The organism is Haloferax sp. Atlit-6N, assembly GCF_003383195.1.
In the GTDB taxonomy this organism is placed as follows: domain Archaea; phylum Halobacteriota; class Halobacteria; order Halobacteriales; family Haloferacaceae; genus Haloferax; species Haloferax gibbonsii.
The window spans coordinates 1-449 of the sequence record NZ_QEQJ01000359.1 but is presented as its reverse complement, the minus strand read 5'-3'; the positions used below and the strand labels follow the sequence as shown (position 1 = coordinate 449).

1 protein-coding gene is annotated in these 449 nt (G+C 57.2%); it reads left to right on the top strand.

Annotated features, from left to right (window positions below; genetic code table 11):
* Positions 1 to 170 precede the first annotated feature (170 nt).
* The coding region (locus DEQ92_RS22750; RefSeq protein WP_147299602.1) for a PadR family transcriptional regulator at positions 171 to 449 on the top strand (279 nt) is incomplete at its 3' end.

The window sequence follows — 449 nt, the reverse complement described above, 5'->3', positions numbered from 1 at the left end:
TGAGCGCTTCTTTCACGGCTGATTTGACGATCAGGTCTGCCATACGCAGCGATTGTTCTCCCGTCCTCTGTATAAACATATAGGTATCTGATTCGGTGTCTGTGGCGTTGTACTGCCCTCTGAGGGGCAACAGACGGATGCGATAGCGCTTCGTATCAGTGAGCAGGACGATGCACGACCTGACCGGCTTCCAGCGCGACCTCCTGTACGTGATCGCCGGCCTCCAAGAGCCCCACGGTCTCGCCATCAAGGAGGAACTCGAGGAGTACTACGAGAAAGAAATCCATCACGGGCGACTCTACCCGAACCTCGATACACTCGTCGAGAAGGGCCTCGTCGAGAAAGACCGGCGGACGAATGTCTATACCCTCACGCGTCGCGGCCGCCGTGAAATCGAAGCCCGCCGTGAGTGGGAACGTCAGTACATCGAGATTGGTGAGTCTGCGCCT